This is a genomic window from Microbacterium sp. 4NA327F11, from assembly GCF_005503465.1.
In the GTDB taxonomy this organism is placed as follows: Bacteria; Actinomycetota; Actinomycetes; order Actinomycetales; family Microbacteriaceae; genus Microbacterium; species Microbacterium ginsengisoli.
The window spans coordinates 53,478-79,479 of record NZ_SCOB01000003.1 but is presented as its reverse complement, the minus strand read 5'-3'; the positions used below and the strand labels follow the sequence as shown (position 1 = coordinate 79,479).

The 26,002-nt window shown below is 70.0% G+C and carries 25 protein-coding genes; 9 read left to right on the top strand and 16 right to left on the bottom strand.

What is annotated here, in order from left to right:
• The first annotated feature begins 78 nt into the window (after positions 1 to 78).
• From aroA to bcp, 3 genes are all read left to right on the top strand, one after another.
• Complete coding sequence (gene aroA, locus FFS51_RS03100; RefSeq protein ID WP_137877490.1) at positions 79 to 1,395, top strand: 3-phosphoshikimate 1-carboxyvinyltransferase; 1,317 nt, start codon at positions 79 to 81, stop codon at positions 1,393 to 1,395.
• The gene (gene rsgA, locus FFS51_RS03095) at positions 1,392 to 2,435 is read left to right on the top strand and encodes a ribosome small subunit-dependent GTPase A (protein WP_137877489.1); all 1,044 of its coding nucleotides are present in this window, start codon (positions 1,392 to 1,394) and stop codon (positions 2,433 to 2,435) included. Before aroA ends, rsgA begins: the two co-directional genes overlap by 4 nt.
• Before the next feature lie 66 nt (positions 2,436 to 2,501).
• Complete coding sequence (gene bcp, locus FFS51_RS03090; RefSeq protein WP_045248296.1) at positions 2,502 to 2,972, top strand: thioredoxin-dependent thiol peroxidase; 471 nt, start codon at positions 2,502 to 2,504, stop codon at positions 2,970 to 2,972.
• 105 nt (positions 2,973 to 3,077) lie between these two features.
• Here bcp and FFS51_RS03085 read toward each other — a convergent pair whose 3' ends face one another.
• Complete coding sequence (locus FFS51_RS03085; RefSeq protein WP_056206519.1) at positions 3,078 to 3,494, bottom strand: hypothetical protein; 417 nt, start codon at positions 3,492 to 3,494, stop codon at positions 3,078 to 3,080.
• 248 nt (positions 3,495 to 3,742) lie between these two features.
• Between FFS51_RS03085 and FFS51_RS03080 the strand changes: the two genes are divergently transcribed.
• A complete protein-coding gene (locus tag FFS51_RS03080; RefSeq protein WP_019182239.1) occupies positions 3,743 to 3,991 on the top strand; it encodes a WhiB family transcriptional regulator in 249 nt (82 codons plus the stop codon).
• Positions 3,992 to 4,034: 43 nt separating this feature from the next.
• On the opposite strand, the gene FFS51_RS03075 is transcribed toward FFS51_RS03080, so the two are convergent.
• Genes FFS51_RS03075 through FFS51_RS03065 form a run of 3 tightly spaced genes read right to left on the bottom strand, consistent with a single transcriptional unit; the run spans position 4,035 to position 7,412 of the window.
• Entirely contained in the window at positions 4,035 to 5,528 is a 1,494-nt protein-coding gene (locus FFS51_RS03075) for a sensor histidine kinase (RefSeq protein WP_045248294.1), read from the bottom strand.
• Position 5,529: 1 nt separating this feature from the next.
• Positions 5,530 to 6,786 carry a CpaE/TadZ family protein gene (locus FFS51_RS03070; protein WP_171006083.1) on the bottom strand — a complete coding sequence of 419 codons (1,257 nt, stop codon included), beginning with the start codon at positions 6,784 to 6,786 and terminating at the stop codon, positions 5,530 to 5,532.
• A complete protein-coding gene (locus tag FFS51_RS03065; RefSeq protein ID WP_137877488.1) occupies positions 6,783 to 7,412 on the bottom strand; it encodes an SAF domain-containing protein in 630 nt (209 codons plus the stop codon). Before FFS51_RS03065 ends, FFS51_RS03070 begins: the two co-directional genes overlap by 4 nt.
• A 102-nt stretch (positions 7,413 to 7,514) precedes the next feature.
• Between FFS51_RS03065 and FFS51_RS03060 the strand changes: the two genes are divergently transcribed.
• Positions 7,515 to 7,796 (top strand): DNA-binding protein, encoded by a 282-nt coding sequence (locus FFS51_RS03060; protein WP_137877487.1) that lies wholly within the window; start codon positions 7,515 to 7,517, stop codon positions 7,794 to 7,796.
• A gap of 15 nt (positions 7,797 to 7,811) precedes the next feature.
• On the opposite strand, the gene FFS51_RS03055 is transcribed toward FFS51_RS03060, so the two are convergent.
• The gene (locus FFS51_RS03055) at positions 7,812 to 8,390 is read right to left on the bottom strand and encodes a hypothetical protein (protein ID WP_137877486.1); all 579 of its coding nucleotides are present in this window, start codon (positions 8,388 to 8,390) and stop codon (positions 7,812 to 7,814) included.
• A 223-nt stretch (positions 8,391 to 8,613) separates the two neighbouring features.
• Between FFS51_RS03055 and FFS51_RS03050 the strand changes: the two genes are divergently transcribed.
• On the top strand, positions 8,614 to 9,051 hold the full coding sequence (locus FFS51_RS03050; RefSeq protein WP_045248346.1) for an Rv3235 family protein: 438 nt from the start codon (positions 8,614 to 8,616) through the stop codon (positions 9,049 to 9,051).
• 72 nt (positions 9,052 to 9,123) lie between these two features.
• Here FFS51_RS03050 and FFS51_RS03045 read toward each other — a convergent pair whose 3' ends face one another.
• Positions 9,124 to 10,350, bottom strand: a complete 1,227-nt coding sequence (locus FFS51_RS03045; protein ID WP_137877485.1) for a pyridoxal phosphate-dependent aminotransferase — start codon at positions 10,348 to 10,350, stop codon at positions 9,124 to 9,126.
• An 84-nt stretch (positions 10,351 to 10,434) separates the two neighbouring features.
• On the bottom strand, positions 10,435 to 13,239 hold the full coding sequence (secA, locus tag FFS51_RS03040; RefSeq protein ID WP_056518921.1) for a preprotein translocase subunit SecA: 2,805 nt from the start codon (positions 13,237 to 13,239) through the stop codon (positions 10,435 to 10,437).
• A gap of 200 nt (positions 13,240 to 13,439) precedes the next feature.
• Here secA and FFS51_RS03035 point away from each other — a divergent pair, with 200 nt between their 5' ends.
• Both FFS51_RS03035 and FFS51_RS03030 read left to right on the top strand, forming a co-directional pair.
• The gene (locus FFS51_RS03035; protein WP_137877484.1) at positions 13,440 to 14,048 is read left to right on the top strand and encodes a PadR family transcriptional regulator; all 609 of its coding nucleotides are present in this window, start codon (positions 13,440 to 13,442) and stop codon (positions 14,046 to 14,048) included.
• A gap of 55 nt (positions 14,049 to 14,103) precedes the next feature.
• The gene (locus FFS51_RS03030; protein ID WP_056206507.1) at positions 14,104 to 15,420 is read left to right on the top strand and encodes a hypothetical protein; all 1,317 of its coding nucleotides are present in this window, start codon (positions 14,104 to 14,106) and stop codon (positions 15,418 to 15,420) included.
• Between the two features lie 96 nt (positions 15,421 to 15,516).
• Here FFS51_RS03030 and hpf read toward each other — a convergent pair whose 3' ends face one another.
• The 5 genes from hpf to FFS51_RS03005 all read right to left on the bottom strand — a co-directional run bounded on the left by hpf (position 15,517) and on the right by FFS51_RS03005 (position 20,518).
• Positions 15,517 to 16,182, bottom strand: coding sequence for a ribosome hibernation-promoting factor, HPF/YfiA family (gene hpf, locus FFS51_RS03025; RefSeq protein ID WP_137877483.1), 666 nt, complete (start codon positions 16,180 to 16,182; stop codon positions 15,517 to 15,519).
• Positions 16,183 to 16,366: 184 nt separating this feature from the next.
• Positions 16,367 to 17,182 carry an ABC transporter permease gene (locus tag FFS51_RS03020; protein ID WP_249352636.1) on the bottom strand — a complete coding sequence of 272 codons (816 nt, stop codon included), beginning with the start codon at positions 17,180 to 17,182 and terminating at the stop codon, positions 16,367 to 16,369.
• Entirely contained in the window at positions 17,179 to 18,099 is a 921-nt protein-coding gene (locus FFS51_RS03015; RefSeq protein ID WP_045248286.1) for an ABC transporter permease, read from the bottom strand. Before FFS51_RS03015 ends, FFS51_RS03020 begins: the two co-directional genes overlap by 4 nt.
• A gap of 1 nt (position 18,100) precedes the next feature.
• The gene (locus FFS51_RS03010) at positions 18,101 to 19,276 is read right to left on the bottom strand and encodes an ABC transporter ATP-binding protein (RefSeq protein ID WP_137877482.1); all 1,176 of its coding nucleotides are present in this window, start codon (positions 19,274 to 19,276) and stop codon (positions 18,101 to 18,103) included.
• Between the two features lie 3 nt (positions 19,277 to 19,279).
• Positions 19,280 to 20,518 (bottom strand): ABC transporter substrate-binding protein, encoded by a 1,239-nt coding sequence (locus tag FFS51_RS03005; protein WP_045248284.1) that lies wholly within the window; start codon positions 20,516 to 20,518, stop codon positions 19,280 to 19,282.
• Positions 20,519 to 20,702: 184 nt separating this feature from the next.
• Here FFS51_RS03005 and FFS51_RS03000 point away from each other — a divergent pair, with 184 nt between their 5' ends.
• Positions 20,703 to 21,161: an Lrp/AsnC family transcriptional regulator gene (locus FFS51_RS03000; RefSeq protein WP_045248283.1), complete on the top strand. Its 459-nt coding sequence runs from the start codon at positions 20,703 to 20,705 to the stop codon at positions 21,159 to 21,161.
• On the opposite strand, the gene FFS51_RS02995 is transcribed toward FFS51_RS03000, so the two are convergent.
• From FFS51_RS02995 to mtrA, 4 genes are all read right to left on the bottom strand, one after another.
• Entirely contained in the window at positions 21,162 to 21,824 is a 663-nt protein-coding gene (locus tag FFS51_RS02995) for a phosphoribosyltransferase family protein (protein WP_137877481.1), read from the bottom strand. It lies immediately after the preceding gene.
• A gap of 88 nt (positions 21,825 to 21,912) precedes the next feature.
• Positions 21,913 to 23,610, bottom strand: a complete 1,698-nt coding sequence (locus FFS51_RS02990) for an LpqB family beta-propeller domain-containing protein (protein WP_137877480.1) — start codon at positions 23,608 to 23,610, stop codon at positions 21,913 to 21,915.
• The gene (gene mtrB / locus FFS51_RS02985; protein ID WP_137877479.1) at positions 23,607 to 25,298 is read right to left on the bottom strand and encodes an MtrAB system histidine kinase MtrB; all 1,692 of its coding nucleotides are present in this window, start codon (positions 25,296 to 25,298) and stop codon (positions 23,607 to 23,609) included. Before mtrB ends, FFS51_RS02990 begins: the two co-directional genes overlap by 4 nt.
• Before the next feature lie 4 nt (positions 25,299 to 25,302).
• Positions 25,303 to 25,983: an MtrAB system response regulator MtrA gene (gene mtrA / locus FFS51_RS02980; protein WP_056518926.1), complete on the bottom strand. Its 681-nt coding sequence runs from the start codon at positions 25,981 to 25,983 to the stop codon at positions 25,303 to 25,305.
• Positions 25,984 to 26,002 lie beyond the last annotated feature (19 nt).

Sequence of the window (26,002 nt, the reverse complement as noted above, 5' to 3'; positions counted from 1 at the left end):
CGTGCGCTCGAGCATCGCGAGCATGCATCCTCCTTGCGCCCCGGGACCGATGCGAGGCGTTCAGTAGGCTAGAAACCGATGAGCGCGCCCAGCTATTCCCCAGCGTCACCGCCGTGGCCTGCGCCCGCGGCCGGTCGGCCGGTGACGGCGGCCGTGAGCGTGCCGGGTTCCAAATCGCTCACGAACCGCGAGCTCGTGCTGGCGGCGCTCGCTGACGGCCCCGCGCTCGTCACGGCGCCGCTCCCGTCCGACGACTCCGCGCGCATGATCGATGCGATCGCGGCGCTCGGCGTCGGAGTCGCCAGCGTGCCCGGCTCGGGCCGGTTCGGCGACGATCTGCGCATCACCCCCGCCCGGCTCCACGGCGGTTCGATCGATTGCGGTCAGGCCGGCACCGTCATGCGCTTCATCGCACCCGTGGCCGGCCTCGCAGAGGGTGCCGTGCACCTCACGGCGCATCACAGCGCACTGCACCGCCCCATGGGTCCCCTGATCGAGGCGCTGCGCTCTCTCGGCCTCACCGTCGACGACGGCGGAACAGGGGCCCTTCCCTTCACGGTGCACGGCATCGGCTCGGTGCGAGGCGGCCGGCTCGAGATCGATGCGAGCGCGTCGAGCCAGTTCGTCTCGGGTCTGCTGCTGTCGGCCGCCCGATTCGATGAGGGCCTGCACCTCGTGCACCGGGGCGAGCGTGTGCCGAGCCTCCCCCACATCGAGATGACGCTCGCGTCGCTGCGTCACCGCGGCGTCGAGACCTCCTCCCCGCGAGAGGGCGAGTGGGTCGTCGCTCCCGGGCCGATCAGGGCGATGGATGTCGCGATCGAACCCGATCTCTCGAACGCGGCCCCCTTCCTCGCGGCCGCGGTCGTGACCGGCGGCGAGGTGACGGTCACGGGGTGGCCGGAGGCATCCACTCAGCCCGGGCACCTGCTGCCCGAGCTTCTGGCGGCGTTCGGCGCCACCGCCACGATCGCGGGTGACGCCCTGACCGTCACGGGAACCGGCACGATCGACGGCGCCGACCTCGATCTGAGCGCGGTGGGCGAGCTCGCCCCCACGCTCGTCGGCATCGCGGCGCTCGCCTCGTCGCCGTCGCGGTTCCGCGGGATCGGACACCTGCGCGGGCACGAGACCGACCGTCTCGCCGCGCTCGTGGCGAACCTCGCCGCGATCGGGGTGACGGCCTACGAGCGTCCCGACGGCATCGAGGTGCACCCCGGCGCCGCGCACGGCGGACTCTGGCGGGCGTTCCACGACCACCGCCTCGCGACGACCGGCGCACTGCTGGGCCTCGTCGTCGACGGTGTCGAGGTCGACGACATCGGAGCCACGGCCAAGACCCTCCCCCAGTTCGTCGACCTGTGGGCGGACATGCTCACGACGGAGCGCCCGTGAGCTGGCTCGACGACATCGACGACGATGACGAGCCCGCCTTCGACGAGAGCGACGTGCGGGTGCGGCCGAACCCCAAGGGCAACCGGCCGCGCACGAAGCGACGCCCCGCGCACGCGGATGCGGTGATCGCCCGCGTGCTGGGTGTGGACCGTGGGCGCTACACCGTGCTGATCGATGAGGACGAGCCGACCGAGCACGAGGCCCTCGCCGCCCGTGCGCGCGAATTGCGCTCGCAGCCGATCGTGACGGGCGACCGGGCCCGCGTCGTCGGAGATGTGAGCGGTGACGAGGGCACCCTGTCGCGCATCGTCGGCATCGAACCGCGCACGACGCTCCTGCGCCGCAGCGCCGACGACACCGATCAGGTCGAGCGGGTGATCGTCGCCAACGCCGACCAGATGGTCGTCGTTGTCGCCGCCGCTGATCCCGAGCCGCGCCCGCGTCTGGTCGACCGGTATCTGGTCGCAGCCCTCGACGCGGGCATCCGTCCGCTGCTCGTGGTCACGAAGACCGACCTGTCCGACCCGACGGACTTCCTCGCCCATTTCGAGGGGCTCGACCTCACGGTGTTCACGAGTGCCCGCGACGATCTGCCCGTCGCCGCCATCGGACGCGAACTCGTCGGTTCCAGCACGGTGTTCGTGGGGCACTCCGGCGTGGGCAAATCCACGCTCGTGAACGCCCTCGTGCCGTCGGCGCAGCGCGCGACGGGTCACGTGAACGACGTCACGGGCCGCGGACGACACACCTCGAGCTCGACCGTCTCGCTCCGCTACGCCGGCGACGACGGCCGCGGCTGGGTCATCGACACCCCGGGAGTGCGTTCCTTCGGCCTCGGCCACGTGGATCCGGCCCACATCCTGCAGGCGTTCACCGATCTCGCCGAGATCGCGGCGGACTGCCCGCGCGGCTGCACCCACCTTCCCGATGCACCCGACTGCGCCATCATCGAGGCCGTCGCCGACGGGCGCCTCGGCGAGTCCGGAGCGGCCCGCCTGGACTCCCTCCAGCGCCTGCTCGAGACCTTCTCCGACCGCTGACGGTACGACGACACCGGATGCCGCACCCCGGCGCCGCGCGGCATCCGGCGCCCGTAGGCTGGGGGCATGACGCAGCTTCAGCCCGGCGACGCCGCACCCGATTTCACGCTCCAGGACCAGAACGACCGGCCCGTCTCGCTGAGCGATTTCCGTGGACGCACCGTCGTCGTGTACTTCTACCCTGCCGCCATGACGCCCGGCTGCACGACGCAGGCCTGCGACTTCCGCGACAGCCTGTCGTCTCTGCAGGGCGCGGGCATCGAGGTGCTCGGCGTATCACGGGACAGCGTTGCGAAGCTCGCCGAGTTCGCCGAGCGCGACGGGCTGACCTTCCCACTGCTGAGCGACCCCGACCACGCCGTCCACGACGCGTACGGGGCCTGGGGCGAGAAGATGAACTACGGCAAGGTCGTCGAGGGCGTGCTGCGCTCGACGTTCGTCGTCGGTCCCGACGGGCACCTGACCCACGCGCTCTACAACGTCAAGGCGACCGGACACGTCGCGCGCCTGCGGGGGCTCCTCGGCCTCGCGGCCTGAGCGCCGCGGAACCGCACGCCTCTCGCGGCGCAGAGCGACGCCGGCGCGCTGCGCCGTGACGCCCGCACCGCGCCGCGCCGCGCCGACGGCACGCGAGGTCAGGCGTCAGCGGCGCGGCGACTCGTCGGATGCGACATCGAGCTCACGCCGGCGCCGCGCCGACTCGCGGGCGGCGAGCACGACGACCACGAACACGATCGCAGCCGGGATGCCGATCTCGACGCCGACGATCGGATGCGCGAACGTGCCCGTGGCCGCGCCGAGCGCGACGGCGACGACGAGGAGCTGGGTGACGATCGCACCGGAGCGCCCCCACGATCGATCGACCCACGTCGCGACCCCGAACGCCGCGACCGCGACGGCGCCCAGCACGATGAGCACGAGAAGCGCGATCGAGCTCGTCAGCGAGTCCGCGTCACCACCGATCAGCGCACTGATCTGCCACCCTGCGAGAGCGAGCAGAGCGACCGCTTCGAGACACACCAGCACCCCCGCGGCGACGGCGAACGGCTGCGGGCGCATGCATCCTCCTGAATGTTCCTGACGGTCGGATCCGCACCATCGCGCGCGTCTCGACTCGGACACGATCGCGTATGAGAGCCGGGAAACCCTTGATCAGGCTCAACCGTTGTGGAACGATAGACCTTTGTGTGATCCCACAGCGGCGTGGGGCGAGACAGATCTCGCACAACACTCAGGGTAACGGACTCGATTCGGCCCTGCGGAACCCACCCGAACTTCCTCCCCCGCTGTCATAGGAGCAACACAGTATGGATTGGCGTGACAAAGCCGCGTGCCTGACGGTCGACCCCGAGCTCTTCTTCCCGGTCGGCAACACCGGACCCGCCGTCGACCAGATCGAGAAGGCCAAGTCCGTGTGCGCGCGGTGCACCGTCACCGAGATCTGCCTCCAGTACGCCCTCGAGAGCGGCCAGGACTCCGGCGTCTGGGGCGGCCTGAGCGAGGACGAGCGTCGTGCGCTGAAGCGCCGCGCCGCCCGCGCCCGTCGCGCTTCCTGACCGCGCGCTCGCGACAGAGCGGATGCCGCGGCATCCGCTCTGCTCAGACGTCCCGTTCGATGTAGCGCAGCGGGATGTCGATGGTCACCTCGGTGCCGCTGCCCATGAGGGTGTGCCAGTCGATCGTGCCGCCGAGCTCGCCCTGGATGAGGGTGCGCACGATCTGCGTGCCGAGCCCGCGTCCGACCTGACCCTCGGGCAGACCGACTCCGGTGTCGCGGACGCGCACTTCGAGTCGCTCGTCGGTGCGATCCGCGCGGATCTCCACCTCGCCCTCCTCACGGTCGGCGAGACCGTGCTCGACGGCGTTCGTGACGAGTTCGGTGAGCGCCAGAGCGAGCGGCGTCGCGTACTCGCTCGGCAGGCGCCCGAAGGATCCTGTCGTCTTCGTGCGCGCGCGGGTGTTGGGGGCCGCTGCCACTTCGGCGACGAGCTTGAGCACACGGTGGAAGACATCGTCGAAGTCGACGTTCTGCGCGAGACCCTCCGACAACGTGTCGTGCACGACCGCGATGGCGGCGACGCGGCGAGTCGCGTGGCTGAGCGCCTCGCGTGCCTCGTCGGAGTACGTGCGTCGCGCCTGGATGCGCAGCAGTGAGGCGACCGTCTGCAGGTTGTTCTTCACCCGGTGATGGATCTCGCGGATGGTCGCATCCTTCGTGATGAGCTCCTGCTCCTGGTGACGCATCTCGGTGACGTCGCGGCACAGCACGATCGCGCCGATGCGCACGCCGTGGTCACGGAGCGGGATCGCACGGAGTGAGACCGTCACCCCTCGCGCCTCGATGTCGGTGCGCCACGGCGCCCGACCCGTCACGACGACGGGCAGGCTCTCGTCGAACTGCCGCTTCGCCGGCAGGATCTGCGTGACGACTTCGACGAGCGACTCGCCTTCGAGCTCGTCGTCGAAGCCCATGCGGTTGAACGCGGAGAGGGCGTTGGGGCTCGCAAAGGTCGTGACGCCGTCGACGTCGATCCGGATGAGCCCGTCGGGAGCGCGCGGTGCACCTCGACGCGGCGAGGTGGGGGCGCTGAGGTCGGGGAACTCCCCCCACGCGACCATCCCGAACAGATCGTCCGCACAGTCGTTGAAGGTGATCTGCTGACGCGAGGGCGTACGGGCCTCGCCGAGGTTGGTGTGCCGGGTGAGCACGCCGATCACGCGCGGCGCGGCACCGGCGGCCGTTGTGCCGCGCACGATCGGCACCGCACGCACGCGCGTGGGAGTCTCCTCGAACCAGTCCGGTGACGCGGAGTCGACGATCCGGGCCTCGGCGAACGCGTCGCGGATCTGCGTGCGCCACTGCGGCCGCACCCGGTCGCCGACGATGTCACGGTAGAAGAGCGTCGCTGCCGAGCTCGGCCGCGTGTGGGCGACCGCGATGAAGGAGTCGTCTTCCGTGGGCACCCAGATCACGATGTCGGCGAATGCCAGGTCGGCGAGCAGCTGCCCGTCTCCGGCGAGGCGATGAAGCCACTCGATATCGGCGGCGTCGTGGACGCCATGGGCCGTGACCAGATCGCTGAGGGTCGACACCTCACCAGCCTACGGCCCCGACCGCCTCCTCCCGGTGGGGTGCGTGAAGGGCGACCCACGGCGCGAGGCGCGCACCGACAGCGCGTCGCACGGCCTGGACGAGGGCCGAACGGGGCGATGTCGCGGCGACCGGCCGCGCGAGCAGCAGCGCCCGATCGGCGGCGCGGCGGTCGTCGGGCAGGAAGGCGAGGTCACGGATGCCGAGATAGCGCTCGAGCGTGGAGCGCACCTGCCCCCGGGCGTCGACGCCGATCACGCCGCTGCGGACGCGGTTCGCGACCACCACGATGGGTGCGGCGCCCACGCTCTCGTGCAGCTGATCGTAGGCGGCGACGAACCGCGAGACGCCGACCGGGTCTGCTGCGCAGACCGCCACGACGGCGTCGGCGCCGGCGAGCACGGCGAGGGCGGCCTGGTTGCGTCTTGGTCCGTCGATGACGTCGCTGACGATCTCCTCGTCACGCTCGAGTGGCGCCGCGATGTCGACGACGGTCGCGTCGGCCCAGGTGCGGCACGCGGCGAGCACCCCGGTGACGCGGGGCGCGGCGAGCTCGGGCCAGCGTGCGACACGGTTGATGCCCACGAGCACGTCGACCTCGCCGTCGGGGACATCGACGGCGATCGCGACCCGTTCGAGCTCGGCCGCGTCGACGCCGCCTTGGTCGTGCTGACGACAGGCGGCGGCGAGACCCGGGCCGTCGACAGGGAGCCCCAGCGCAACGGCGACACTCGGCGCGTGCGCATCGGCGTCGACGAGCGCGACCCGACGGTGGCCCCGCGCGAGCTCGGCGGCCACCTCGATGGCCACTGTGGTGCGACCGGGGGCTCCCGCGGGCCCCCAGACGGCGATCACGGGATGTATCACGCTCGCAGCCGCGGGAAGAGCAGGCGTTGCGGCGAGCGCAGCGACGACCTCCTCCGCGTCGGCGTCCGCGGGCAGCGGCTCTCTCAGCCCGTACGAAGCGCACAGTCGCGCGAGGGCGACCCCGCGGCCGAGGGGAAGGATGCGCACGCCGAACCGATCGGCGAGGTCGACCGCGGGGCGGGTGAGCGTTCGACGGTCGCCGTCGAGTACGAGCGCGTCGGCGACCCCGAGCAGCTCGGCGACGGGATCATCGCCGACGCCCTGACCGAGCCGGCGCGCCGTGTGGTCGAGCGCACCGGGAGCGACGATGGCGATCACCGTCACCCCTTCCCGGCGGAGGTCGGCGGCCAGAGACTGCGCCCGGGGCTCGGAGAGCGCGAGCACGACGTTCACGGCGCACCGCCCGACGCCGGAACCACCGTGACCCGCGCGTCGTTGGCTGTCGCGGCGAGCACGTCGACGAGATCCGCCCGTGGCACCGAGACCTCGACGGCCGAGCCCTGGCGGGATACCACCGCGTCGGAGGCGGGCAGCGCCACCACGATCGCTCCCGCGACCAGGATGCGCGGAGTGTCGTAGCCGCCGCCCTCGATCGCGGGTGCGGCCCAGACATCCACCGTCGATCCCACACGCACCTCGCCCGGCAGGTCTCCCGCGGCGCGCAGCACGACCGTCGTCGCTGTGGCGCGCTCGGGTGCGCCGACGGCGGTGCGATGCACGAGCTCGCCGACCTCGATCGTGCGCGTCGCGACAGCGTCGGCGGCGAGGGTGTCGGCGAGGACGTAGGCATCGACACCGCTTCCGAGCACGACCTCCGCCGTCGTCGTGGCGTCGGCGCCGACAGCCTCGCCCGGGAGGATCGTCCGGGCCGCGACGAGCACGGTCGTCGACTGCCGCGCCGCGGCGATGACTCCCCAGACGCCGGCCACCGAGGCGAGCACGAGAGCGATGCCGAGCACGAGGCGAAGGTCGATGCGCGCTGTGCGGCGGAGGCCTCTGGCTGATCGGTCGGACGGCATGCGCACCATGGTCACGCAGGCCGGCGGGGTGCGACATCCGTTTTCCACAGTGCGCGCGAGCGGACGGCCCGGCCGGCGCCGGCGACGCGGATAATGGTGCTCATGCCCGAGTCTGCCCAACCTGGGGCGCGTCTGATCGCCCCCGCACAGGTCGCGTCGGCGCTGTCACTCAGCGTCGACGAGGTGATCGCTCTGGTCATCGACGGGCAACTGCGGGGCACGCGCGTCGGGGTTCCGGCGCAGTGGCGTGTGGAGGAGGACAGCGTCACCGACTACCTCGACGACCGCGCCGAGGAGTCCCGCCGCATGGCGCTGTGGCGGGAGTCGAACGCGGCGAGCTTCCCGGAGCTGTGGGGCAGCGGGCGGGTACGCAACCCCGACTGAGTCGGTCGGCCATCGTCAGAGGTCGAGGTCGCCGACGACCCGCGCGAGTCGCACCAGAGGGACGACACGGATGTCGCCCACCGCCTCGCGGCGAGACTGACCGGCGTCGTGCACGGCGAGGTCGAGATGGTCCGTGCCGACGCGATCGATCGTTCCGGTGACGATGTTCCCGTCGACATCCCAGACCCGCACCCCCACCCGGCGGCGGCCGAGCTCACGCAGCATCCATGCAAGACCCATCCGGGCGCGGAGGGGTCGGGGGGCGCGGATCTCGCGCACGCTGTCGGCGATGGTCACAGCCGGCAGGTCGATGCGGACGATCGCCCCGACCGCGACGAGCGAGAGAGCGGATGACTCGTCCTCGATCGCCGCCCAGTCGGGGCCGGCGAGCACGAGGCGGCCCCGCACCGGCGCCGCACCCGCCAGCCACAGCGCTACCGCGGCGCGCACCTCCGCGAGAGCGGAGAGTCGGTCGGTGAGGGCGAGCTCGGCGATGCGGACGCGCTCGGTCTCCGTGGCCGCGAGACGGCGCTCGGCCTGCGCCTGCGCGGCGAACTGCAGCTCGAGCTCGGAGAGGAACGGGTCCCAGGTCACCCGCGCACGCTAGCGGCCGCGGGCGCCGGGAAGGCCGCGGCATCCACAGTCGAGTCGCCCCGACACGTGCGCGCAGCAGCGCCGGACGCGCCCACGACGGCCTCTATGAGAGGACTCTCATCGACAGGGGCGCCACATGAGAGCACTCTCATCCACTCTATGAATCGCCTGTGCTCAACTGAAAACGACCAGCAGTTACCCCCGTTTCATGAGCGAGGTCGAGATGGCGATCACCTTCACCGGCGCACGACGCGCCGCTCCCCCGGCAGGCCGCGTCGACGCGGGCGACGACTTCGCCCCACGCCCCACGAGCGCCGCCGAGCTGCCGGCGCCGGAGCCGATCCTGCACAACCTGTCGGTCGGAGTGCTCGAAGTGTTCGCGGGAGTGCGCGACGTCGAGCAACTCGCGCGCTGGCTCACCGAAGACGCCTACCGCAAGCTGCTGACCCGCGCCAACCTGGCCGCCCGCGCCCGCAGCGCCCGCGGCGTCGCGCCGAGCCGCCCCGTGCACAACATCATCCGCGTGCACCAGTCGAGCCCTGCCGACGGCGTCGTCGAGGGCGTCGTGATCGTACGAGGCCCCGCCCGCACCCGGGCGATCGCCCTTCGACTCGAAGGCGTCGACCACCGCTGGCGTGCGACTTCGCTCGCGCTCCTCTGAACGACGCTCACCCTCGTCCCTCTTCCGCGGCGCCCCGGCTCGGCCATCGCCGGCCCCGAGGGCGCCGCGCCGTCACTGGCGGTACGACGAGAGGAAGTTGCCGAGCCGCTCGATCGCCTCGACCAGCACGCGTGTCTCCGGAAGCGTCACAATGCGGAAGTGGTCAGGGTCGGGCCAGTTGAATCCCGTGCCCTGCACGAGCAGCACGTGCTCGGCGACGAGGAAGTCGTAGACGAACTTCGCGTCGTCGTGGATCTCGTGCACCTCGGGATCGAGGCGCGGGAACGCGTAGAGCGCACCGGCCGGCTTCACGCAGCTCACGCCCGGGATCGACTCGAGCGCCTGCCACGCGGCATCCCTCTGCTCGTGGAGCCGCCCCGCCGGGGCGATCAGCGCGTCGATCGACTGCACTCCGGACAACGCCGCCTGCACGGCGTACTGTGCGGGGACGTTCGGGCACAGCCGGGTGGAGGCGAGCAGCGTGATGCCCTCGAGGAAGCCCGCAGCGTGGGAGGTGGGACCGGTGATCACGAGCCAGCCCGAGCGGTAACCGGCGACACGGTAGGTCTTGGAGAGGCCGTTGAACGTCAGGCAGAGCAGATCGGGGGCAAGAGTCGCGAGCGGCGTGTGCACCGCATCGTCGAAAAGGATGCGGTCGTAGATCTCGTCGGCCAGCAGCAGGAGGGAGTGCTCACGGGCGACCTCGACGATCTGGGAGAGCAGCTCGGGCGAGTAGACCGCACCCGTGGGGTTGTTCGGATTGATGACGACGATCGCCTTCGTGCGCGGCGTGACCTTCGCGCGGATGTCGTCGATGTCGGGCTGCCAGCCGTTCTGCTCGTCGCAGCGGTAGTGCACGGGTGAGCCGCCGCCGAGGCTCGTCATCGCCGTCCACAGCGGGTAGTCGGGGCTCGGGATGAGCACCTCGTCGCCCTCGTCGAGCAGCGCCTGCATCGTCATGGTGATCAGCTCGGAGACCCCGTTGCCGAGATAGACGTCGTCGGGATCGACGTGCGGGAACCCCGGCACCTGCTCGTACCGCGAGACGATGGCGCGGCGGGCGGACAGGATGCCGCGGCTCTCGGAGTAGCCGTGGGCGTGCGGCACGGCCTCGATCATGTCGCGCACGATCTGGTACGGCGCCTCGAAGCCGAACGTGGCCGGGTTGCCCGTGTTCAGCTTCAGGATGCGGTGGCCGTCGGCCTCGAGCCGGTCGGCCTCGACGAGGGCCTGACCACGGATCTCGTAGAGGACATCCTTGAGTTTGCGGGACTGATCGAGGGGGCGAAGCGGGCTCACCGGTTCAGGATAGACCCGACCCCGACAAGCCAATCGACCCCCGGTGGCCTGCACCGGGGGTCGATAGCGTTGGGGGGCGACGGGCTACTTGTTGCGATCGGCCGCGCGACGCTGGGCGCGGTTCTGCGGCGCCGGCGTCTGCTGCTCGGGGGCGACCCGCTGACCGAACGCACCGCGCGGCGCCTCGGCGGCGGGTGCAGGGGCCTGGGCCGGAGCGGATGCCGCGGCCCGGTCGCGCGCGCGCCCGGTCGCCGCCTTCTGCACCTGACCGCGGTCGTTGCGCACCTCGATGTCGCCGTCCTCGGTGGGAGCGGAGTACTCGAGACGCTGGCCCTCGAGCGCCGGGGTGTCAAGACCCTTCGCCGCGACCTCGGTCTGCTCGTCCTGGCGTCGCACCTCGACCTCGAGGTTGAAGAGGAACCCGATCGACTCCTCCTTGATCTGTCCCATCATCGACTGGAACATCTCGAAGCCCTCGCGCTGGTACTCGATGAGCGGGTCACGCTGCGCCATCGCGCGCAGTCCGATGCCCTCCTTGAGGTAGTCCATCTCGTAGAGGTGGTCGCGCCAGCGGCGGTCGAGCACCTGCAGCACGACTCGACGCTCGAGCTCCCGCATCGCCGACGAGCCGAGAGTGCCCTCGCGCTTCTGGTAGGCGATGACCGCGTCACTGCGCAGCTCGCGCTTGAGCCCCTCCGCCGTGATGCGTCCCTTCTCCCCCGCCTCGGCGACGACCTCGTCGATCGTGACGCTCACGGGGTAGATGGTCTTGAGTTCGGTCCACAGCGCATCGAAGTCCCATGCTTCCGTGTGCCCACTCGACGTGTGGTCGTCGACGATCGCGCCGACTGCGTCGTCGAGGAACTTCTGCACCCGGTCGGCGATGTTGTCGCCCTCGAGCATGTGCCGGCGGTCGGCGTAGATGGCCTCGCGCTGGCGGTTGAGAACGTCGTCGTACTTGAGCACGTTCTTGCGCATCTCGGCGTTACGGGCCTCGACCTGTGCCTGGGCGCTCTTGATCGCGCGCGACACCATGCCCGACTCGATCGCGACGTCGTCGGGGAAGTTCGTGCGCGCGAGGATCGCCTCGGCCGCGCCGGACTGGAACAGACGCATCAGGTCGTCGGTGAGCGAGAGGTAGAAGCGGCTCTCGCCCGGGTCACCCTGACGACCCGAGCGACCGCGCAGCTGGTTGTCGATGCGACGGGACTCGTGCCGCTCGGTGCCGAGGACGTACAGTCCGCCCGCCTCGATGACCTTCTCGCCCTCGCCGGCGACGACGTCGCGCACCGCGGTGTAGACGCCCTCCCACTCGGCCTCGTAGGCCTCTGGGGTCTCGACCGGGTCGAGGCCCTTCTCCTTCATCTGCTGCACGGCGAGGAACTCCGCGTTCCCGCCCAGCATGATGTCGGTGCCGCGGCCGGCCATGTTGGTGGCGACAGTGACCGCCCCGAGGCGACCGGCGCGGGCCACGATCTCGGCCTCGCGAGCGTGATTCTTCGCGTTGAGCACCTCGTGGCGCACGCCCTTCTTGGCGAGGAGGCGCGACAGGTACTCACTCTTCTCGACGCTCACGGTGCCCACGAGAACCGGCTGCCCTGCGGCGTGCCGCTCAGCGATGTCTTCGACGACCTGGGCGAACTTGGCCTGCTCGTTCTTGTAGACGAGGTCGGGCTTGTCCTGACGGATCATCGGCTTGTTCGTGGGGATCGGGACGACGCCGAGGTCGTAGGTCGACATGAACTCGGCCGCTTCGGTCTCGGCGGTACCGGTCATACCCGCGAGCTTGGCGTAGAGGCGGAAGTAGTTCTGCAGGGTGACGGTCGCGAGGGTCTGGTTCTCGGCCTTGACCGGCACGCCCTCCTTCGCCTCGATGGCCTGGTGGATGCCCTCGTTGTAGCGACGTCCCACGAGGATGCGGCCGGTGTGCTCGTCGACGATCATGACCTCGTCGTTCATGACGACGTAGTCCGCATCACGCTTGAAGAGGGCGAGCGCCTTGATCGCGTTGTTGAGGAACGAGATGAGGGGGGTGTTCGCCGACTCGTAGAGATTGTCGATGCCGAGATAGTCCTCGACCTTCTCGATGCCGGGCTCGAGCACACCCACGGTGCGCTTCTTCTCATCGACTTCGTAGTCGACGCCCGACTCGAGGGTGCGCACGACCTTCGCGAACTCGCCGAACCACCGGTTCGCCTCGCCCGACGAGGGGCCCGAGATGATGAGCGGGGTTCGAGCCTCGTCGATGAGGATCGAGTCGACCTCGTCGACGACCGCGAAGAAGTGACCTCGCTGCACGAGATCCTCCTTCTGCCACGCCATGTTGTCACGCAGGTAGTCGAAGCCGAACTCGTTGTTCGTTCCGTAGGTGATGTCCGCCTCGTACTGCTGGCGGCGCACCTCCGGCGTCTGACCCGAGACGATCGTGCCGGTGGTCATGCCGAGCGCGCGGTAGACGCGACCCATGAGCTCGGACTGATACGACGCGAGGAAGTCGTTGACGGTCACGACATGGACACCCTCACCGGCGATCGCGTTGAGGTACGCAGCGAAGGTCGCCGTCAGAGTCTTGCCCTCACCGGTCTTCATCTCGGCGATGTTGCCGAGATGGAGTGCCGCGCCGCCCATGATCTGCACGTCGTAGGGACGCTGACCGAGGGTGCGCCGGGCGGCTTCGCGCACGGCGGCGAACGCCTCCGGCATGAGCTTGTCGAGCGTCTCGCCCTGCGCATAGCGTCCGCGGAAGTCGGCGGTCTCCTCGCGCAGCTCGTCGTCGGTGAGCTGGGCGTACTCGTCTTCGAGCGCGTTCACGGCTTTCGCCACCTGCTGGAGTCTCCGCAGCACACGGCCTTCGCCGGCGCGGAGCAGCTTCTCAAGAGGATTGGCCACGGAACATCTCCATCTGGTCGGGTGCGGCGCACGCGCCGGCCCGAACGCTCACCGCGCCCGGGCATACGTCCCCATGTTATAGACCCGTGACTTTGAAGGGGGCTGGGTGAGGGCACTCGGGGGCGCGGCATCCGATCTTTGCATTCCCGGCATGTATATACTCAGCAATTACATACGCGGAAATCTGAAAGGTGGCCCGGATGTCGGTGCGTCAGAGTCTGCTCGCGATCCTCGACCAGGGAGCCTGCTACGGCTACCAGTTACGCGCGGAGTTCGACCGCCGCACCGGCGGGACATCCCCCCTGAACGTCGGCCAGATCTACAACACGCTCGAACGCCTGGAACGCGACGGCCTCGTCACCAAAGGCGACACCGACGCGCACGGGCACGTGTTCTACGCGATCACCGACGCCGGCCGCACGGAAGCGCGCGACTGGCTCGCCGCACCCGTCGCGCGCGCCACCGGCACACGCGACGAACTGCCCATCAAACTCGCGCTCGCGGCGACCCTCCCCGGTGTCGACGTCACCGCCATCGTGCAGACACAACGGCGGGCGTCGCTGGCGCACCTGCAGGAGCTGCGGCGCGCACAGCGCAGCGGCGAGCGCAGCGACGGCGACCCGAGCGGTGCAGAGCTCGCGTGGCTGCTCGTCGCGGATGCGCTCATCTTCCAGGCCGAGGCGGAGGTGCGCTGGCTCGACCACGTGGAAGGCCGACTCACGCAGCATCCTCCCCGCGCGCTCGAACTCGCCCTCGAGACCGAACCGCCGCGACGCGGACGGCCGCCGAAGGCCACAGCGATCGCCTGACCGCCCTCGGCGAACACCCAGAGGGGCGCCGCGCACCCGCCCATAGGATCGAGGAATGGCAGGTTTCTGGGGACGACGCAAGCGCGAGCAGGATGCGGCGACTGCCGCCCAGGACGCCGAACTGTCGCATCAGGCGGGCCGCGCGCTCGTCGATGTCGACGAGCGCATCCGCGTGACGACCGAGGAACTGGAGTTCGCGGAGGCCGAGTTGGGACCGGCCGCGACCCAGGGGCTGCGCGACGCGCTCGGCGCCGTGCGGACGCATCTCGGCGAGGCGTTCCACCTGAACCAGCTCAACCACGACGAGATCCCCGACACCGTCGAAGAACTGCGCACGCGCAATGCGCGCATCGTGCAGCTGTGCGCGTGGGCCGACGACCTGCTCGACGAGCGCACCGCCGCCCTCAGCGACGCGGTCGAACGGGTACGGCGCGCCCCCGAGGTGCTCGCGGGAGTGCGAACCTCGGCCGAGACTCTGCGCTCCCGCATCCCCGGCGCGCGCGAGAGCGTCGAACGCCTCGCGGCGCGGTACGCCCCGAGCGCGCTCGCACAGGTGCAGGGCGCCCCCGACGAGGCATCCCAGGTGCTCGACTTCGCCCTGCACAGCGCGGATGTCTCCTCCCGCCGCCGCGCCGCGGGCAACGCCGAGGAGGCGAACCTCGCGCTCGAGGCCGCGACCGAGTCGGTGCGCCGCGCGCAGTCGCTGCTCGACGGCGTGGACGATTTCGAGATCGAGGCGCTGCGCGCCGAGTCGACGCTCGCCGACGTGATCGCCGACTCGCGCGGCGACATCGTGCGCGCCCGGAACGCGCCCGCGACCCCTGAGGTGGCCGCGGCGACCTCGGCGCTCGAAGCCGCGCTCTCGGCGCTCCCGCCGACGGGGACGAAGACCGACCCGTTCCGCGAGCTCACCCGACTCCGCGAGGCGAACACGGCGCTCGACGACGTCATCGCGAAAGCGCAGGCCCGCGCCGCGAACCCGCTCCCCTCTCCCGACCTCGTGCGCCACGCGATCGACGACGCCGATCGGCAGCTCGCGATCGCCGCGAACGTCATCTCCTCGCACCGCGGCTACATCGGCCCCGACGCCCGCACGCGCCTCGCCGAGGCCGAGCGCACCCGTGCCGAGATCGATGCGCTCCCCTCGGGCGAGGAGTCGCGTGAGCCGGCGCTGCGGCACGCGCGCCGCACCGCGCAGCTCGCGAGCGAGGCGCTCGCCCTCGCGCAGCGCGACATCGACAACTCGCGAGGCAACGACTGGGGAGGCGGCTGGGGAGGCCGCGGCGGACGCGGCGGCGGCATGGGCGACGCGGTCGGCGGCATCCTCGGCGGACTCGTCATCGGCGGACTCATCGGCGACATCTTCGACTGACATCTCACCGCGCCCGCTCGGCGCTCGCCTCGCGCCGGACCCCGCACGCGACGATGCCCGGACCTCACGGCCCGGGCATCGTCGTCGGATAGGCGCTCAGGATGCGAGCTGCTCCGCGCCGGGAGCAGCCTGCGTGCCGAGCGAGATGACACCGTAGTCCCAGCCCTTGCGGCGATAGACGACGCTCGGATGGTCGGTGCGGGCATCGACGAACAGGAAGAAGTCATGCCCGACGAGCTCCATGCGGTCGACGGCCTCCTCGACGGTCATCCATTCGGCATCGAACAGCTTCGTGCGGATGACCACGGGCGAATACTCGTCATCGGCCGCGTCGTCGCCCACCACCGGGATCTCCCCCGTCGCGACGGCGCGCAGCACCTCGACGGACGCCGGCTCGACATCGATGCCCTCGAGCGCGCCCGTTCCCTTGTCGAACGTCGCGCCCCGCGGATGATTTCGCGAGTCGACCCGCTTCTGCTTGGCACGCCGCACCTGTTCGCACAGCTTGTCGACAGCGACCTCGAGCGCCGCGAACTTGTCATCGTCGACGGCCTCCGCCCGCACGATCGGTCCCTTGCCGGTGAGGGTGAGTTCCACCGTGGAGTGCTCGCCGCGCCCGCCGTGCGAGGGACGGTTGGTGACCTTGACGTCGAGCCGCTGCGCGCGGGGCGCGAGATTCTCGATGCGGGGGGCCTTGTCGTCGACGACAGTACGGAAGCGGTCCGTGATTCCCACGCCCACGCCGACGATGCTGGTGTCCATCTTTGACCTCCTAGTTCCGGGCCCGCCCGGAAAGGGGCGGACCGGCCGTCACCTTCTTGGTGCCCCCACGGTAGTCCGAGGTCGCGGACTTGTCACCCCGCGTTTCGCATGTGTTCAGAATGCGACGCCCAGGGCGAGGAAAGGTTGTCGGATGCCGCGGCCCCAGCCCCGCGGCATCCGATTCTCACGCGCTCTTCTTCGCTCTGCGCCAGGCGATGGCCTGGTAGATGAAGACCGCCGCGATCGCCAGCAGGAACACCGAGGACGCGATCACGTTCGCCTGCGGCGGCAACCCGCGCTGGGCGGCGACGTAGATGAAGATCGGGAACGTCTGGGTGCTGCCTGAGGTGAAGTACGTGATGATGAAGTCGTCGAAGCTGAGGCTGAAGCTCAGCAACGCCGCCGCCACGATGCCCGGGAGCAGAAGTGGGAAGGTGACGCGCCAGAAGACCTGGTTGGGCGATCCGTAGAGGTCGCGACCGGCTTCCTCGAGAGCCGGGTCGAGCGAGAGCACGCGCGCCCTCACCGTGACGACCACGAAGCTGAGGCAGAACATCGCGTGGGCGATGATGATGGTGCCGAGCCCCTTCGGCACCCCGGCGGTGAGGAACTGGGCGGCGAGTCCTGCACCCATGACGACCTCGGGCGTCGCCATCGGCAGGAACAGCAGCAGCGTGATCGCCGAACGGGCACGGAACCGGTAGCGCACCACGGCGATCGCGATCATCGTGCCGAGGATGGTCGCGATGACCGTCGCCGTCAGACCCACCACGATGCTGTTGCCGAACGCGACGCAGACGTCGGGCTGGTCGCACACGGTCAGCCAGTTGCGGAACGTGAAACCGTTCCACGAGATGTTCGAGCGGTTCGCGTCGTTGAACGAGAACACGAACGTGTAGGCGATCGGGATCAGGAGCAGGACGAACGCGACGGTCACGTAGGTGGGCAGCAGCCAACGGCCGAGTCCGAACCGGCGGCGGGTGGGAGCAGACGCACTCACAGCAGGTCCTCCGTTCCCGAACGGCGCACGTAGATGCCGACGATCACCACGATCACGAGCATCAGCAGGATGCTGAGCGCCGCCGCCTGCGGGTAGTTCACGGTGATGAGGAAGTTCGACTGGATGACGTTTCCGATCATCGAGGTCGACGCGCTGCCGAGGAACGACTGGCTTGCGTTCACATAGTCGCCGGCAGCCGGGATGAATGTCAGCAGGGTGCCCGACACGACGCCCGGAAGGGTAAGCGGGAACGTGACCCGCCAGAACGTCGTCGCCGGACTCGCGTACAGATCGCTGCCCGCCTCGAGGAGCCGCTTGTCGAGCCGCTCGAGCGAGGCGAACAGCGGCAGCGTCATGAACGGCACGAAGTTGTAGGTGAGGCCGAACACGACCGAGAAGGCCGTGCCGGTGAGGTGATCCTGCGAACCCATGAGGCCGAGGAACTGAAGAGAGCTCACGACCGGGCCCTCGTCCGAGAGGATCTGCTTCCACGCGAGCGTGCGCAGGAGGAACGAGATGAAGAACGGCGCGATCACCAACACGAGAAGCAGGTTGCGAAGCAGCACGCGCTCGCGCAGCCGCACTCCAATGAAATAGGCGATCGGGTAGCTGATGAGCAGCGCGAACACCGTCGCGAGCAGCGCGAACCAGAATGAGCGCAGGAACTGCGGCCAGTACGAACTGATCGCGTCGACGTAGTTCTGCCACTGGAAGCCGTAGGAGAACACGCCGTACTCGTTCGGGTCGTTCACACCGAACGAGGTCATCACGAGCGAGACGAACGGAACCAGGAAGAACAGGGCGAGGTAGGCGAGCCCGGGGATCAGCAGCGCGAGCGCGACGACCCCGCCGCGGCGCGCCGCGGAGACCGGCTTCGCGGTCGCACCCCCCGCCGGGGCGAGTGCGGACAGTGCCATCTCAGGCGGCCTCGTCCGACGAGACGGATGCCGCGGCCGCCAGCTCGTCGCCCTCGGCGGCGTCGGCGCGGGCATCGCTGTCGAGCCCGAACGTGTGCTCCCGGTGCCAGGCGACCCACACCTCGACGCCCACCGGATACACCGCACCGAACACGAGGTTCTGCGCGAAGACGGTCACCGTGCCGACACCCGGCACCTCGACGAGGTACTGGGTGCTGACGCCGGTGAACGAGACATCCGTGATGCGACCGGGACCGAGCACGTTCTGATCCGCGTCGGCGGCGGGCGCCGTCGCGTGCAGCAGGAGCTTCTCGGGACGCACGCCGAGTGTGATGCGCCCGCCGGTCGATACGGCGCGCGTGGCCGGCACCGCGAGCACGCCCCCGGCGGTGCGCACCGTCACGATGCCTCCGGCCGTCGACTCGACGTCTCCGGTGATGAGGTTCGACTGGCCGAGGAAGCCGGCCACGAATCCCGTGCGCGGCAGCTCGTAGAGCTCGGTCGGACTGCCGAGCTGCTCGATGCGCCCCTTGTTCATGACCGCGACCGTGTCGGCCATGGTCATGGCCTCATCCTGATCGTGGGTCACGTGCAGGAACGTGAGCCCCACCTCGGCCTGGATCGACTTCAGCTCGAGCTGCATCTGTCGGCGCAGCTTCAGGTCGAGCGCACCGAGCGGCTCATCGAGCAGCAGCAGGGCCGGCCGGTTCACCACCGCACGCGCGAGCGCCACGCGCTGCTGCTGGCCGCCGGAGAGCTGGCTCGGCTTGCGCTCGGCGACGTGGTCGAGCTCCACAAGGCGCAGTGCCTCGTGCGCCTTGGCGAGCGCATCGGAGACCCGACGACGGCGCAGGCCGAACGCGACGTTCTCGAGCACGGTCATGTGCGGGAAGAGCGCGTAACTCTGGAACACCGTGTTGACGGGACGCTTGTGCGGCTTCACCGCGGTCACGTCGGCGCCGCCGATGAGGATCCGTCCGGCACTCGGGTCCTCGAGCCCGGCCACGAGCCGAAGGGTCGTCGTCTTGCCGCACCCCGAAGGTCCGAGGAGCGCGAAGAACGACCCCGCGGGGATCGTGAGGTCGAGCTCCTCGATCGCGGTGAACCCGGGGAACTCCTTGCGGATCCCGACCAGTTCGAGGTCGGCCCCGGCCTCGCCGAAGGACGTCGCCGCCACGGGTCAGGCCCCGAGCCCGACGGCTTCGAAGGCCGCGTTGTACTTCTGCTGCTCGGCGTTGGTGAGCTGACGGAAGATGTGCGCCTTCGAGAGCGTCGCCGCGTCGGGGAAGATCAGCTGGTCGTCGACGAGAGACGCATCGACCTGCGCCATGGCCTCCTGGGCGCCCTGCACCGGGGTGACGTACTGCACGTAGGCGGCGACCTGGGCGGCGACCTCGGGCTGGTAGTAGTAGTCGATCAGCTTCTCGACGTTCGACTTCTGAGTCGAGCCGATCGGGATGAGGAAGTTGTCGGCCCACAGGGTGCCGCCCGACTCCGGCAGAGCGAACTCGAACTTGTCCCCCACCTCCGCGTTGATCGACGAGATGTCGCCCGACCACACGATGGCGGCGAGGGTGTCCTCGTTCTTCAGGTCGTCCGCGTAGGAGTTGCCCTTGATGTTGCGGATCTGACCGTCGGTCACCTGCTTCTGGAAGGCGTCGAGCGCGTTGTTGAACTGGTCATCGCCCCAGCTCGAGCTCGACGGATCGACGCCCTGGCTGAGCATGATCAGGCCGATCGTGTCGCGCATCTCACTGAGCACGCCGACGCGCCCCTTCAACGCCGGGTCCCACAGATCGTCGAGGGTCTTGATGCCGTTGGGCACCTTCTCCTTGTTCCATGCGACGCCCGCGAAGCCGGTCTGCCACGGCACGGAGTTCGCGCGACCGGGATCGAATCCGGGGTTCTGCAGACTCGCCGCGAGGTTGGCGCTGACGTTCGGGAGCTTCGACTTGTCGAGCGCCTGGGTGAACCCGGACTGGATCCAGATGCCGGCCATCCAGTCGGTGAGGCAGACGGTGTCCGCGCCGATCCCCTGGCCGAGCGCGAGCTGGTCGCGAACCTTGGCGAAGTACGTGTTGTTGTCGTCGACGGCGACGTCGTAGTTGACGGTGATGCCGGTGTCCTTCTGGAAGGCCTCGAGGGTCGGGTAGCCGCCCTTGTCGTCCTCGTCGAGATAGAACGCCCAGTTCGCCCAGGTGAGCTGCTTGACGGTGTCGGACATGTCGGTGGCGGGCGTCAGGCTGGGCGACGCACCGCCGGTGCCGCCGCCGACGCGCCCGGTGCAGGCGGCGAGGAAGGCGGCGAGCGAGAGCCCGCCGACGCCGGCGACGAAGCCACGGCGGGTGAGTTGGGACGCACGCGCCTGCGCGATGAGCGCGCGAACGGTGGGATCTTCGGGCAGCGGACCTCGGGGCATGATGACTCCTCTGTGCGGTGCGGAACTCTCTCGGGACTCCCGATCCTGTCAGCAACTATGGCGAAAGACTACGGATATCGTCGGCTGAAACATAGATTTCACATGTATTGCGATTCCGGTACCCTTCCGAGCGTCGGAATCCGCAGTAGCGTGGAGTCCACGACCTCGACCGCGGAGGAGGAGCATGGCCGGACGCGACGCGCTCGACGAGACATCCAAGCTGATCATCGAGCAGCTGCAGGAGGACGGCCGGCGCTCCTACGCGCGCATCGGCGCCGCGGTGGGGCTCAGCGAGGCGGCAGTGCGCCAGCGCGTGCAGAAGCTGATCGACAGCGACGTCATGCAGATCGTCGCCGTCACCAACCCGCTGCAGGTCGGGTTCCCCCGTCAGGCTCTCGTCGGCCTGCGGGTCAGCGGAGACACCCGCATCGTCGCGGCCGCGCTCGAGAAGCTCGAAGCCGTCGACTACGTGGTCCTCACCGCGGGCAGCTTCGACATCGTCATCGAGGTCGTCTGCGAGTCCGACGCCGAGCTGAGCGAGCTGCTGAACTCCCGCATCCGCACCCTCCCCGGTGTGCTCAGCTCGGAGACCTTCGTCTATCTCGAGCTGCGCAAGCAGTCCTACAACTGGGGCACACGATGATCAGTGCCGCCGCCGCGTCTGCAGGACGGTCGCCGCGACGACGCTGACCGCACCCGCAGCCCGCAGAGCCGCGGCGGCCTCGTGCAGCGTCGCTCCGGTCGTGACGACGTCATCGACGACGAGCACGCGCAGCCCGGCCACCACGCGCCGCACGCGCATGCTCCCCTCGGCGTTGCGATGACGGGATGCCTCGTCGAGACCGCGTTGATCGGCCACCGGGCGCACGACACGCAGCCCTCCCGTCGTGCACAGCCGGGCGCGCGCCGCGATCTGCTCGAGCGGAACGAAGCCGCGCCGGCGCACAGCGGCGCGAGAGCTCGGGACGCGGACGATCACGTCGACCGCAGCCGAAGACGCCGCAGCCTCGGCGGATGCGCGAAGCAGAGGCGCAAGGCCCGCCGCGAGAGCACCCTGCCCGGTCTGTTTCGCCGCCCGTAGCACCCGCGCGGGCATCCCGTCGAACTCTCCCGCGCTCCACACGCTCAGACCGCCCTCGAGAGTGCGTCGCGAGACGCGGGGCACGAGCGCGACCCGACACGCGGCGCACAGAACCCGGCCGTCTGCGCCGCACCCGGCGCACCGCACGGGAAAGGCGAGGGCCGCGGCATCCGCGAACGCCTCACGCACCAGCCAGCGCGCTTCCGCCCATCCGCTCATCGTCATGCGACGATCCTCCGAGATACCCACCGGGTGCGCGTGCGGGCCCGGCGGAACGGAGGACCCCGCGGTCCAGATCCGCGCGGGGGAGGAATCAGGGGCTCGTCAGCGGCGAGCCCTGCTGGGTGCCCAGCACCGAGACGCCCGTGCTGTCCTGCTGCCAGGTCGTGCCCGATCGGATGAACACGGTGCCGTTAGCGTCGAGCACGCGGGCGATCGTCGGCAGGTTCACACCGGCGATGGCCACGGCTCCGGGTGGAGCATCGGCGGTCGTCGCGACGCCGCCGATCTGCACGGTGGTGAACTGCGCCGACGATCCGCTGCCCGAGATCACGCCCAGCGTCGACTCGTCGAGCCAGGCGGCATCGCTCGCGCCCGCCGGGAAGCTCAGCAGCGTGACGGCGTCACCCAGCGACTTCGGAACCCCCTGCGCGTCGCGCACGACGCCGGCGACCATCAGGACCGACCGGCCCCCCGAGATGACGAGCGCAGCGATGCGTGTGCCGTCGCGCGAGACCTGGAGCGCGTCCACGCGGCTCGCACCTCCCCACGGCGATGAGATCGCGATGCGCGTCGCCCCCGTCCCCGCCGCGACGAGCGCGGACGGCGACGTCTGCGGGACACTCCAGATGTAGCCGAACGGATCGATCGACGGCGCGATCAGTCCGGCGCGCTGGTCGAGGGCTGCGGGGCCGGCGGCATCCACCCGGGTCACCGCGCCGTTGCCCGCCAGCACCGCCGCCGTCGTCCGGTCGTCGCTCAGCTCCACCGAACGCGGGGAGAGAGCGGCCACCGCCGCCGAGACGCCGGGCAGCTCGTCGACCTGCCCGGCGGCGATGAAGCCGAAGCCCGTGGCGGTGAGGGCGAGAGTGCGGGAGTCGACGCGGGTGTCACGCGACGGCGCCGGAGTCACGTCGAGGGCCGAACCGGCGATCGAGAGTGTCACCGACGTCACCTGCCCGGTCGAGGCGAGACTGTCGGTGAGCTGTGCCTGCATGCGCGACAGCGTGGTCTGATCCGACGTGAGAGCCGACTCCTTGAGGTCCACCTGCGCGACACCGTTCACGACCGGCACCGAGGGGCTCCCCAGCGACACCGTCTCCGGGAACGCCGAGACGACGCTCTTGGCGAGCCAGGGGCTCGGCTGTCCGTTGATGAGGGCCGCGGCGATGCGCGTCGACGCGTTGAGGGTCGGGAACCAGCGCACGTCCGGCACGAGGAACGTCCAGGTCGGGTCGTAGTACATGAGCGAGTAAGCGCGGAAGACGCTCTTGAAGAGGTCCTGATCGAGCACGATGCCGTTCGGGGCCGAGGTGATGCGCCACCCCGCCGGCAGCTTGGTGAGAGTGAACGTGAGCGGCGGAGCAGCGGCCTCGGCGACCGCCGTGTAGGCGCCCTCGCCGTCGACCGTCGCGGTCGGCGAGAGCGAGACGGTGACGGTCGCCGAGCTCTGATCCGACGACGCGACGGCGATCGAGCGTGCGGAGAGCACGTCGACGGTCGCCCCCGCATCCGGGCGCCAGCTGTCCACTGCCGTGCCCGTGAGGAACTCCCGCGCCGTGGCCCACCCGCCGGCGGGTCCGGAGCCGGCGTTGAGGAACCCGTCCACGATCTGCTCGGGGGTCGCGCCGACCTGCGGACCGTTCGGCTTGAACTGCACGTCGGGCACATCGGGCTCGGCGGTGCTCGAGAGCCCCTCGTGCACGGCTCCCGTCATGGGCAGTCCCGCGCACCCGACGAGCGCGAGAGTCAGCGCGCCGACGAGCACGAGTGAGCGGATGCCGCGCCTCATCGCTTCTCCTTCGCGTCACGCTCGGGGGCGAGCACCGCGATCGGCTCGGTGAGACCGAGACTGTCGAGCACGGAGGTCTCGTCGGACACGTCCACGACGACCGGCGACACGAGCTCCCCGTCGATGTCGCGGCGAGGGAGGGTGAGGACGAAGTTGCTCCCGCGTCCGAGGTCCGACCACACGGCGAGAGTGCCGCCGTGCAGCCGCGCGTCGCCGAGGGAGATCGACAGGCCGAGACCGGTGCCGCCGATCGTGCGCCGCCGGGACGGATCCGCACGCCAGAACCGGTCGAACACGCGCTCGACGTCCTCGGGCCGCATGCCGAGACCGTAGTCGCGCACACCGAGGGCGACAGCATCCTGATTGCTGTCGACCGTGACGACGATCGGACGCCCCTCACCGTGTTCGATGGCGTTGCCGAGCAGATTGCGCACGATGCGACGCACCCGTCGAGGATCGAGATCGACGAGGGAGTAGCCGCCGGGCGCGACGAGCCGCACCTCGCTCCCCCGCTGGTCGGCGAGCTGCTGCATCGAGCCGATCACGTCCTCGGCGAGCTGGGCGATGCTCGTGGGCTCGCGTTCCAGCTGCACCGAACCGGCGTCATACCGGCTGATCTCGAGCAGGTCGTCGAGGAGGACCTGGAATCGCTGGACCTGGGTCGAGAGCAGCTCGGCGGCACGCGCGGCCGCCGGCTCGAAGTCGTCGCGCCGGTCGGCGAGCACATCGGAGGCGAGCCGGATGGTCGTCAGCGGTGTTCGCAGCTCGTGCGACACATCCGACACGAAGCGCTGCTGCACGAGGGAGAGGTCGGCGAGCTCCTTGATCTGCGACTGGATGCTGTCGGCCATCGCGTTGAACGACCGACCGAGCGTCGCGAGCTCATCGGCTCCCCGCACGTTCAGGCGCACGTCGAGGTCGCCGGAGGCAAGTTTGGCGCTGGTCTCCGCGGCCTGCGCGACCGGCACGGTGATCGAGCGCAGCACGAGCCAGGAGATGCCCGCGATGATGGCGACGAGCGCGAAGCCGACGATCCAGAGGATGCCCTGCACGAACGCGAGGGTCTGCGCGGCGGCGCTCAGGTCGTAGGCGATGTAGAACTCGTATGCGCCGACCCCGGGCACCGTCAGCTGCTGGCCCACCACGATGCCGGGAACCGTCGAGCCGTTGGCCAGCGTCACCGGAACCGACTGCCAGAACTGCGCGCTGGAGCTGCTCTGCACCTGCGACCGCAGCTCGGGGGACGGGGCGCTCGTCGGGAAGCCGGTGGAGGTGAAGTCGAGGGGCGCGATCGAGGAGGGCGCGGTGTCGGTGCGGAACGCGGCGATCAGATCGCTCGAGGACTGACGCGACAGCGTGACGAGCACGCTGTTCATCAGGTTGCGCACGTTCACGCTGTCGCCCTGCGTCTCAGACGAGTCGAGCGTGCGCTGCGCCTCGATGCGCGCGCGGCTCGCGTCACCGAGCGCCTGCTGCAACCGGGACTGGAACAGGTCGTTCTGGATGGCGAGGGCGAGCCCGACGCACGCCGCGATCACGGCGAGCGCGGTGAGGGCGACGGTCGCGACGACGGTGCGCACCCGAAGCGAGTGGCGCCACACGCCGGCGAGCCGACGCGGCCATTCCCGCCACCCGCGCAACGCGACCAGCAGACGATCGACCGGCGAACGCTGCGCGGACCCGCTCATGTCGTCACACGATCGCGCCGGCGCGGTAGCCCACACCGCGCACCGTGGTCACGATGCGCGGGTTGTCGGGGTCGCGCTCGACCTTGGCGCGCAGACGCTGCACGTGGACGTTGACGAGCCGCGTATCGGCCTTGTAGTGGTATCCCCACACCTGCTCGAGGAGCATCTCCCTCGACCAGACCAACTGCGGCTTGCCGGCGAGCGCCGTCAGCAGTTCGAACTCCAACGGGGTGAGCGCGATCGGAGCGTCACCGCGGCGCACCTCGTGCGCGGCAACGTCGATGGTCAGATCGCCGATGCGCAACGACTCGCTCGGAGCGGCGGGAGTCGGCCGGAGCCGGGTGCGGATACGGGCGACGAGCTCCTTCGGGTTGAAGGGCTTCACGATGTAGTCGTCGGCGCCCGACTCGAGTCCGCGCACGACATCGGCGGTGTCGGTGCGTGCGGTGAGCATGATGATCGGCACCCCGCTCTCCTCGCGGATGCGCGTGCAGATCTCGATGCCGTCCATGCCCGGCAGCATCAGGTCGAGCAGCACCAGATCAGGCTGCACCGACCGCCAGGCGGCGACGGCCGCACCGCCGTCGGCGCAGAACTCCGCGTCGAATCCCTCGGTGTTCAGCACGATGCCGATCATCTCGGCGAGCGCGGTGTCGTCATCGACCACGAGGATGCGGGAAGTCATGCGAGGTGTCGTCCTTGTT